The 10709-nt window shown below is 33.7% G+C and carries 8 protein-coding genes and 1 pseudogene; 3 read left to right on the top strand and 6 right to left on the bottom strand.

The annotated features are described in order from the left end of the window. Positions 1-153: 153 nt before the first annotated feature. A complete protein-coding gene (locus F6K15_RS30295) occupies positions 154-1560 on the top strand; it encodes an NACHT domain-containing NTPase (RefSeq protein ID WP_293068455.1) in 1407 nt (468 codons plus the stop codon). A 156-nt stretch (positions 1561-1716) separates the two neighbouring features. After that, entirely contained in the window at positions 1717-4230 is a 2514-nt protein-coding gene (locus tag F6K15_RS30290) for a hypothetical protein (RefSeq protein WP_293068452.1), read from the top strand. 165 nt (positions 4231-4395) lie between these two features. On the opposite strand, the gene F6K15_RS30285 is transcribed toward F6K15_RS30290, so the two are convergent. From F6K15_RS30285 to recR, 3 genes are all read right to left on the bottom strand, one after another. Beyond that, the gene (locus F6K15_RS30285) at positions 4396-4701 is read right to left on the bottom strand and encodes a type II toxin-antitoxin system RelE/ParE family toxin (protein ID WP_293068449.1); all 306 of its coding nucleotides are present in this window, start codon (positions 4699-4701) and stop codon (positions 4396-4398) included. Further along, the gene (locus tag F6K15_RS30280; RefSeq protein ID WP_293068446.1) at positions 4701-4958 is read right to left on the bottom strand and encodes a hypothetical protein; all 258 of its coding nucleotides are present in this window, start codon (positions 4956-4958) and stop codon (positions 4701-4703) included. The genes F6K15_RS30285 and F6K15_RS30280 overlap by 1 nt, the downstream gene beginning before the upstream one ends. 287 nt (positions 4959-5245) lie before the next feature. Further along, positions 5246-5839, bottom strand: a complete 594-nt coding sequence (gene recR, locus F6K15_RS30275) for a recombination mediator RecR (protein WP_293068467.1) — start codon at positions 5837-5839, stop codon at positions 5246-5248. A gap of 343 nt (positions 5840-6182) precedes the next feature. Between recR and F6K15_RS30270 the strand changes: the two genes are divergently transcribed. Then, positions 6183-6392: a hypothetical protein gene (locus F6K15_RS30270; RefSeq protein WP_293068443.1), complete on the top strand. Its 210-nt coding sequence runs from the start codon at positions 6183-6185 to the stop codon at positions 6390-6392. A 473-nt stretch (positions 6393-6865) separates the two neighbouring features. Here F6K15_RS30270 and F6K15_RS30265 read toward each other — a convergent pair. The 3 genes and pseudogenes from F6K15_RS30265 to F6K15_RS30255 form a co-directional block, all read right to left on the bottom strand. Beyond that, positions 6866-7144, bottom strand: a pseudogene (locus F6K15_RS30265) (Uma2 family endonuclease); the annotation flags it as partial. A 668-nt stretch (positions 7145-7812) separates the two neighbouring features. Further along, positions 7813-9234 carry an NAD(P)/FAD-dependent oxidoreductase gene (locus tag F6K15_RS30260; RefSeq protein ID WP_293068440.1) on the bottom strand — a complete coding sequence of 474 codons (1422 nt, stop codon included), beginning with the start codon at positions 9232-9234 and terminating at the stop codon, positions 7813-7815. 909 nt (positions 9235-10143) lie between these two features. Continuing rightward, the gene (locus tag F6K15_RS30255) at positions 10144-10626 is read right to left on the bottom strand and encodes an ABA4-like family protein (RefSeq protein ID WP_293068437.1); all 483 of its coding nucleotides are present in this window, start codon (positions 10624-10626) and stop codon (positions 10144-10146) included. Positions 10627-10709: the final 83 nt, after the last annotated feature.

Below are 10709 nucleotides of genomic sequence, written 5' to 3'. Positions count from 1 at the left end.
AGCCAAAAAATTAATCGAATTTCTCAGAATTTACAGTCATCAGAATAATCCAGAAAAGGAATTATTTACTGAGTGGAAAGATAGAGATAGAGATAGCGATCGCCCTCAACTTTTTATCAGAACAAATAAGTTTAATTAAATCAAATAAAATCTATGTCAAGAACAGGTAACTGGGGTGAGGATCCTCTCAAACGAGCCAAAAAATTAATCGAATTTCTCAGAATTTACAGTCATCAGAATAATCCAGAAAAGGAATTATTTACTGAGTGGAAAGATAGAGATAGAGATAGCGATCGCCCTCAACTTTTTATCAGAACAAATTTAAAGGAGTTTGCTTGTCTATTAAATCCAGAAATATTGTCTAAATATAGTCCAGAAGTTAAGAAACAAAGGGATAAGATTCAGGATACTATAGACCGCCTAAAAATATTAGGAATTGTGACAGAAAGTAGTCCATATAGTGAAAAAAGTAAAGGTATTAGAAGTCTGACATTCACTCTTTGGAATTCTGATAAAAAGCAAGAAAACCTAACACAATTAGAGCTAGTCTGGAAAAATCGTCAACAGCAAAAGCAAAGCCAAACTGAAAAAGATAATTCTAGTAATCAAAAACAACAAATTGATATTAAAAGTCGAGAATTAAATCCTAGTCTGGAAAAAAATATTAGAACTTATCTTTCCAAATCATTTAGTAGGGATAAGTTTGCAGAATTAGACCAAGCTGGTGAACCAGAAACAGGTGAAAAGCGTACTAATCTCCAAAAAGTATTTATCGATCTTTTCCTTAAACCGTGGGATAAAGTAGCTACTGAAGTTAGGAAAATATTCACAGTTGAAGATGATTTATTTAGAGGCAAAAATCATGTTCCAGCTATGGAATATTTCACAAAAGAAGAAAAAAAGTACAATAAGGTTGTAATTATTGGCGGTCCTGGTCAAGGTAAATCTACTTTAGGGCAACAATTAGCTCAAGTATATAGAGCTAAATATCTAAATACAGAATATGAATTTACTGAAAATATAAAAGTTAAACGTATTCCCTTTCGAGTAGTCTTAAAATATTTTGCTCAATGGTTATCAAATAGAGATAGAAATGAATCTTCTAGTTTAGAAAATTACCTAGCTACAGAAATGGGTAATATTACAAATAGACTAGAAGAAATATCTGCTGCTAATGTACAAGATATTTTTGAACAGAAAGAATGCCTCTTGATTTTGGATGGATTAGATGAAGTTTCAGATGCTCGTTTACAACAGCGAATGGTTGAAGAAATTTCTACTTTTTTAGACTGGGGAGAAAATATAAAAGTTGATTTAAAAGTAGTAGTGACTTCTCGTCCTAATATGTATAAACAACAGTTCAATCCTGAAATATTTCCTCATTTAGAAATATTGACACTGGAAAAGGAACAGAGAACAGAATATGCTCAAAAATGGGTAAAAACTAGAGAAATTGCTGATGGAGAACAAACAAGAATACTTGATATTCTCAAAGAATGTGAGGAAGATGAGAGAATTTCTAGATTGTTAACAACTCCCTTGCCAGTAACGATTATTTGACTGATTATTAAAAATGGTGGAAGACCTCCAGGGGAAAGAGAAACTTTATTTGATGAATACTGGAGAACTATACTAAAGCGAGAAAAAAGTAAGGACAAAGACTTAATTAAGAGTGATGACCAAATTCTGCTTAATGTTCATTCTTATTTGGGTTATTTGTTACATTATCGTGCTGCTTCTAACAGTTCTGATAGTTCTAATATTAATGTTCAGTCTCTTTTACCAGAAGATGAATTTAGAGTAGCAATTGAAAATGTTTTGCGAAAAAATGACCGATTTTCATCGGATGAAAATATCAATAATAAAGTCCGGGAATTTGTGAAGGATGCTAAAGATAGATTAGTTTTGATTGTGGAACCACAACCAGGGTTATTTGGTTTTGAACTTAGGTCTTTTCAAGAGTTTTTTGCTGCTGTCTATTTATTCAAAAATGGCGATAGATTTGAAAATTTGAGGGAAAAAATTGCAGCAGTTGATTCAGAACATTGGCGGTATGTTTCTTTATTTTTAGCAGGTAGAATTGTTAGAGAATTAGGGGAAGATTCTGAGAAAATTTTGACACAAGTTTGTCGTCCGCTAGACCGACCTGTAGAAGATAAAAATCATAATCAAAATCATTTTTTAAGACCTGGTGCTTGGTTTGCTTTAGAGGTAGTAGCAGATGGTTCTCTAAGTAAATCCCAATATCGTAATTTCCAATATGATTTAATTGATTATGGTTTAGAAGTTTTAGATACAGGACTTACAGATGAGCAAATGTCTCGGCTATTTTTTTATACAAACCAGTTATCTCAACCAGATAAAAACGATCTTTTACGGAGAATTTTAGAACGTAAATTTAACGGTAAAAATTTTCCAGAGAGTTGCTGGGAAAATGCCTTGCGTATTTATGGTGAACATTTTCCACAAGAAGATTTTCTCAAAGAAAAAGTAGATGAACTTCTTGAGACTGAAAAAAAGAACCTAATTTTATCTGCTTTCAAGATTAGTTGTTTAGCTTTATTACATATATATGAACCTCAATGGACGGCAAAACGTTTACAAAATTATTGGTCACACTGGATAGAGAATGAAGATATAGTAATGAAATTTTGGTTGAAAGATGGATACAGTCAACTATTAAGATGCTGGTCACTTTCAGAAAGTCAATATAAAAAAATTGCAGAGGTAATTATTAAAAATTTTCCACATTATTTCTATAACTCAAGACAAGTAGACTGGGAATTTACACAATCTCAAACCTTAGCCTATCAATTAATTTTCTTGTCAATAATTTCGCACATAATAACTCAATATAGGTGGCAACCTTTGAAAGAAATTAAAATCAATGCTTTATCCAGTATTGATATACAAATGAAATCAAGAAACACTTTATATGTTTCAGATATTCCCAGTAAAACAATAGATGGCGTTGTTTGGCTACTACAAAATAGTGATTTTATTTTACCAGTTAAACTAGCCCTTTGGATAGTTTTTTGGTTATCTAATCAACCTGAAAAACAAAATATAGAATTGTTTGGGAATTTTCTTAAAGATAATTCACCTTTACCAGAATATTTTTATCAATTATGGTTTACTTCAGGTCTAGAGTATTCTTTGCCTCTCTTAACCTTAGCTATCAAAGCAAATATTAATCAACAAGATACATTCGCTAATTGTTTAGATTATTTGGATGGTTCTACTCAAATATCTATTTCTTCAGAAATAGACAGATGGATTAAAGAATTTTTAGATAAAGCTAATGATGAAGAAAAACAACGATTTGTTGTTGCCTTGATAACATCAGTGGGATTAGATGAGTTTTTTCCTCAACTAATTCCTATTGCTAGAAAAATAGGAGTTCAACTACATGAATTAGTAAGAGAATATATAACCTTCTCAATATCTTCTCAAAATTATTTACCACTTGAATATTCTTCAGAGCAGCTAATAAAAATGCTGGATATTGTTGAACAAGCAATACAAAACAGAGAAAAGCCATATACCTATTTATGGTTAATATTTGCAGGTACTTGGTCATGTTCTTCAGAAGTTATCGACTATGCACGTCAAATTCTTGAATTATTTCTTGAGAAGTACTCTGAGTCTGACTATTTTCCTCCTGCTAGTTTAGGCATAGTTTTATTTCTAAAACTGCTTGAATATGATGCTAGGATCTTAGATTTAGCACCTAATTTGTTTACTACATTGCCACTATATAAGCTAATCACAGTAGAGGAATATAAAGGAGGAGACCTAATCGAAATAAACATAGTAGACATATATGAAGCTTTGATTGATCCTGATGAAAAATATATTTCTCGATTTACACCATTGCTGACTCATAGTAATAAATTAGTTCGTATTGGCAGTGGGTTGATTTTCAAAGTAATAAGAGATAAGTCTCGTCTTTCAAAGGAAACGAAAAGAAAATTGTTCTCGGATATTCCGATAGATTTCAGTTTAGGGATAGAGTTGATTTACAAAGAAGATATGAAAGATAATCTAATCGGTATAACACTTCTATCTTTGTCAGATTATCCTATCGAAGAGAAGCAATATCAACATTTGACTTGGAATAATTTACAAAACCCAAAAACAGAAGCAGAGGAAAAAGCTTGGAATAAATTTCTACAGGAAATTCCAATGGGTTCAGAAAAACATTTTATGTGGCGTACATTACTAGAATAAATTTTGAGGAAACCTGCTATTTATAGTAGTTCAGTATTAAGAATAGCAATGGAAAGATACCTTGAAATTGTTGGTAAGAGTTAAGTTTATGAGTCATTCTAGAAAATCATACTTTCAGTCAATAAAAATTTCATAGTCCTGTCTAAACAAAATGAATTATATTTTCTAGATGTTACTATCCTCACTAAATAATGTGTCTAAATTACGATAACCACTAACAATCCTAACACTAACAATACCTTCATCATAAGGATAATAAAAGATCATATAATCTCTGACTAAAAACCCTTGTAAATTAGGTCTAATTTGTGCATAGGATTTCCCCATATTCGGAAAATTACCAAATAACTTACATTTTTGGCGAATCGCATCAAATAGATTACTAGCTGAACGAGGATTATTTTTAGCAAGATAATCACAAATTTCATTAATATCTTTAATTGCATCCTCAGAAAATTGATACCTTGCCATTAGTCTAATCCATATTCATTCCTTAATCTCGCTTGTAACTGCTCAAAAACCAATTCACCATCAGTCACATTTCCTGCCAAAATTTGCTCAGTTGCACTATCAATTTTTTGACGTAATTCTTCTAATTGACCGTCAACTTCATTATCCTCTTCAGCTAAAATAATAACTTCCACTTTTTGACCTGCTGCAAATGGTAAATCTGATAAAACTAACTGCTGAAGATTATCAATTACTACATATTTTTTGTAAGCATTCATAAATTTTTATCCCAACGTTTACAAAATTATTGATCAACTAATTTTGACTTTTGACTTTCTCAGGACTTACGCAGAGACTCTACATATAGAGAGGGCGTTAGCGGAGCTTGGCGTTAGCCAATGCCATTCGCCCCTACATACCTACATATGGTATTTTCAAGGTTGATTTGCGTAAGTCCCGTTTCTAATAATTTTTGACTTTTAATTTTTAACTTTCTAATAACTTCTAACTTCTAACTTTTGACTTTTGACTTTTAACTTTTGACTTCCCAATGACTTCTGACTTCCTAATCTAATTCCCGCCTTCCCTCCAACGCACGCGCCAAAGTCACCTGGTCAGCATATTCTAAATCTCCTCCCATAGGCAAACCAAAAGCAATGCGCGTTACTTTTGTAAAAGGTCTCAACAATTGACCCACATATAAAGTAGTAGTCTCTCCTTCCACACTCGGACTAATAGCAATAATCACTTCCTGAATATTTCCCTGACTAACTCGCCGCACCAAAGCTTGAATAGTCAACTGTTCCGGACCAATACCATCCATCGGCGAAATGACCCCCCCCAGGACATGATATTCACCCTTATATTCTCGTGTTTTCTCCAAAGCAATAAGGTCGCGGGAGTCAGAAACCACACAAATAACCTCCTTGTCTCGCTGAGGGTTACGACAAATTTCACAAATAGGTTCAGCAGATAAATGGAAACATTTCTCACATAAACCCACCTTTTTCCTCGCATCAACCAATGCTTGAGCTAAAGCTTGAATTTCCGCTTCCGGGCGCTTAATAATATGTAGTGCCAGACGTTGTGCCGTTTTAGGGCCAACTCCAGGCAACATTTGTAATTGTTCAATTAATCTGGCTAAAGGTCGGGTATAAATTTTGGACTTCCTCCGATTCAGTTATCAGTTATCAGTTCACAGTACCAAACACTGTTTGCGCAGCATGACCTAGGAAAGCATCCAGCTTGATATACTGAAGCTTATTCTTTTCATTCCTTTAAAAGGATAGGCTTGAGACCTTATTTTTTAGTCACAACCTGCTATTTGATTGTAGCCATAAATAGTTTTACTCTCAGAAAAAATAAATATTATCAATTCTTACTTTCTGACTTTTGACTTCTGACTTTTGATTTCTGACTTCCTTAAAGCGATCGCTTATTGTCTATTTGATCGATAATTATTGAAGAAATTATTGAATAATCGTTTACATCAATACTTAAATATGAAGTATACCCCGCTTGTTTTAATGAATCTTTCCCAGAAACTTTATGGAATTTTGAAGTCTTTGCAACGTAAATTAGGATTAGAAACGGCAGAAATTGATGATAGTTCGGAAAGTTTAATTCGGGAATATGGTATATTTATATTTCTCTTTGTAATTTTATTTTTGTTCGTAGCGTATCAAAGTTTGGCTAGTAATAAAGATAAGTAATTTTCATTAGATATGAAATAATTTCCTGAAGTTACTATAGGGTCATTTCAGTTATCAGTTATCAGTTATACCAATTTGAAAAAAGAATGCTTAACTTAAGTTGTACTTCAATTATTAAGTAATTAACACAGAGGTATGGAACTTTTTTGATAATTAGCACGCTATTTCTTGTTAATTATTCTGATCTTTACTTCCCCTCCACGGTCAGGGTTAGGGGTGGGTTCACTCCCCCACTCCCTTACTCCCCCGCAATGCGAAAATGTAGCAAACATTTATCACGCTTGGTATTATCAGTACCTCTAGCTGTTTGCGCAGCATTTCGTAGGAAAGCATTGGGATTGACATAAGGAACATTCTCTTTTTTTATCCCCTTAAAAGGGGAGGCTTTAGACCAGAATTTTTCGGTCAAAGTTTCCAGTCTATAAAATATTAACTTTTAACTTTTAACTTTTAACTTTTGACTTTTAACTTCCCTACCGTTGACCTTGAAAAATCTGTTCAACCGTCAATTTCAATTCCGGAAAAATTAAGGACTTATTAATCAAATCTTTTCCTCTAAAATTTTGTACTTGATATTCTCCATTTAGAAGCTGATAAATAGAAATAGTTGGTTGTTTAGGATGCCCAATAAAACGAACGCCTCCTATTCCTAAATAATCAACAATCCAATATTCACGAATACCCATTGCTTCATAATCAATTAATTTATAACCATAATCATCACGCCAATTAGTACTAACTACTTCAGCTACCTAATTAGGTATCTCCATAAATTACATAAACGTTTTCTTAAATTTTTGTAATCTATAGTAATTTAATTTTCGATTGAGACAAAGCTTTCTTGCTCTGAGAAAGTTTCAGATGAAAAAACGTCTCATTTTTAAGTTAAACAACTATATATCTATAGAGGGTAAGAGAATAATATCCTTACCGTTGACCTTGCAAAAAAAATATTATTAACACAGAAAAGAAGTGGGGAAATTTTCTAGTTTTTAATACCAAGATAAAAAATTATTATTTGCCCACCCTATGAATCTACATTATAAGGTGCGTTTCAGACATCCTAGAAAATACTACTTTTAAATTTACCGAAGAATTAATAATTAAATAATTAAATAATTCGCGCCTTGAAGCCTCCCCTTTCAAGGGGAAACAAGCGGTCGTTTTGCTGGCGCATAACTACGTTAACGCTACGCGACATGTTTGCGTAGCATTCCGTAGGAAAAAGCGTAGCTTCCCGAAGGGTGGGATGGCGAGGTCTCGGAGCTATATCCAATCGACCAAGAGAGAAAAAATTTTCCTTTTATTCAATCCTCTTCCTTTTAGGGAGAGGTAATTATCAATTATCAATTATCCATTATCCATTATCCATTATCAATTATTGAACTTCTTCCTTCTTCCCTCTTCCTTCTTCCTTCCTTTAAAAAGACCTTCTCCAATTAAAGAACTTCTCTAAGAAATTCTGCTGCCATAAATTCTTGGCATATTTCTGCTTTTTCAACAATAAACCAGCTTTACTATTTACCTCAGATAAAGTTGGATAAATATGAATTCCAGTCAAAGCAGAAACAGGCAAATTATTCGACATTGCCAAAACAATTTCATGGATTAATTCCCCAGCAGAAATACCAACTAAATGAGCCCCTAAAATTTCCCCATTTCCTCTAGTAATAATCTTACCAAATCCAGTTGTGGCTGCCTCAGCTTGAGCGCGGTCTACACCAGAAAAAGGTTGCTTCAATACACAAACATCATCTCCAAAACGTTCTCTTGCCTGCTGTTCTGTTAACCCCACCCTTGCCAATTCTGGGTCAGTAAAAGTTGCCCAAGGAATAACCCGATAATTAGCTTTACTAATAGGAAAGAATAACGCATTTGTTAAAGCCACAACTGCTTCATAACCAGCCACATGAGTAAACTGATAACCACCAATTACATCTCCACAAGCATAAATTTTAGAATTAGTAGTTTGCAACTTTTCATTAACAATAATTCCCTGCTTTCCTACCTCCACACCAGCAGCATCTAAATTCAAAGATTCTACATTTGGTAACCTACCACCAGCAACTAAAATTTCATCAACTATAATATTTTTTCCACCTGCCGTAATTACTTTTTTCCCATCCACAACTTCCACTTTTTCCGCCCTAACTTCCTTCAAAATATTAATACCTTCCGACTCAAATTGCGCCTGTACAACTTGAGCAGCTTCCGGTTCTTCCTTCGGTAAAATATGACTTCTACTAGAAATAATAGTCACCTCACTACCAAGGCGAGAAAAAGCTTGACCCAACTCACAACCTATCGGTCCAGCACCAATTATTGCCAAAGAATTTGGTCTTTCTTGGAGAGAAAATACCTTTTCATTTGTCAGGAAACCAGCAGAATTTAACCCCTCCACAGATGGAATTGCAGGTCTAGAACCCGTAGCAATTACAAAAGCTCTAGCAGTTAATTTTTTACCATCAACTTCAAAAGTTTTGCGGTCTATAAACTTACCTTCTCCAAAAATAACTTCAACACCCAAACCTCTAAATCTTTCTGGCGAATCATGTGGTTCAATATTAGCTATTACTTGTTGAACATGACCAGTTGCCTTAGCAAATTCAATTTCTGGAGGTTGAGTATAAATGCCAAACCTAGAAGCATTTTTTACTTGATAAGCAACACGAGAAGCATGAATTAAAGACTTACTAGGAACACAACCAAACCACAAACAATCACCACCAAGACGGTCGCGTTCTACTAATGCTACCTTAGCTTTAAGTTGAGCAGCAGCAGAAGCTACAACTAAACCCCCCGAACCACCACCAATAATCACAATATCATATTCAACTGCCATAATTTTACCTCTAATGAAAAGAAGGAAGAAGGAAGAAGGAAGAAGGAAGAAGGAAGAAGGGAAAATTTGCTTATGGATAGTCAACGAGGGGCCACTTCATGTCTTAGTCTTATAACTCCAAACAATTTTAAGTACCCCCATTGAGGGTTTTACAGGAGATAGGTTTTTAACAAAGAGGCGAGTAATTTATTCAGTATAAAATTTCCACAAAAATGTACTTTATTTATACAATGAATAGCTCAAAACTTCTCCCTCTCCCCACACCCCCACGCTCTTTTACATCAAAGGTAAAAACCTACCTTTGTAAATCATTGACAGTGGAGTATTAAACCCGGCACAAAAAAGATGATTCAGAGTACAACTATCTACTAAAAGCAGATTAATAAATAGCTTTAATCTCAAAAAATACGATATTTAATAGTATTAATTAGTGGGTAATATCCCAGAAAAGCAAGTCCGCATCTTCAAACTCTTTCAAATCTCAAATCCAATAATTATTTATTGAACCCTCAAAATATTAGTCAGGTCTGAGAAACTACTGAAGATTAATTAAGAATCGATCAAATCAACAAACTGGGTCCATCTCAATTTTTAATAAAGCCAAAAATTTATCGCTTTTAGGCAATAGCTCATCTGGCAACAGGCAACAGGAAATATATAGGAAAAAAAGTATTTTTGCAAATATGAGATGTACTCAACAAACTATTAGACTTCTTCAGAAAAGAGGGAGTAGGAAGTAGGGATTTATTAATGGATAATGGATAATGGATAATTGATAATTACCTCTACCTAAAAGGGAGAAGATTGACCAAGAGAAGAAAACATTTTCCTTTGAACCAATCCTCTTCTTTTCAAGGAGAGGTAATTATTAAGTAAGCATTCCGGAGGAAATGCTTACATTATTAATTATTAATTATTAATTGTTGAAACTTTTTCTACAGTGGGTGTTGAAGTTGTTTCATCTGTAGGATTACCGAAGAATTTCCGACTAATCAAATAGGTTAAAATATGAGATAATAAGCCAAAAGGTCCGGCGAACAAACAAAGAATTATTGAGTGGACAGTCCAAACACCAGTACGTTGTCCTTCCCAATAAATCCAACGACCGACAAATAAATCCATGACAAGAAAATGAATCCATCCTGTTGCTGCGGCAGATTCTTCTCCAAAGAATTTAGCAATATCTGGCAAAGTAGGATTGGATAAAGCAGCAGCAGATTCAGGGGTAATACTACTAATAAGTAGGTAAAGATAAAGGATGGCTAATAATACAAATGGAATAAAAGATTCCATAATTTTGCGAGTAACTTTCCAGTTAGGCAAAAATATTATTAATGCCCAAAATGGTAATACAAATAAGTTAGCACCGTTGAAAATTAGATCGATTGTCATTGTTAGTTATTGACTCCAGTCATTTCAGTTATCAGTTAACAGTTATCAGTTATCAGCTATCAGTACCTCTGCAATAAGGAGGC

Source organism: Okeania sp. SIO2B3, from assembly GCF_010672525.1.
Lineage (GTDB): Bacteria > Cyanobacteriota > Cyanobacteriia > Cyanobacteriales > Microcoleaceae > Okeania.
The sequence above is the reverse complement of the archived record's forward strand: the minus strand, read 5'-3'. Positions and strand labels throughout refer to the sequence as shown.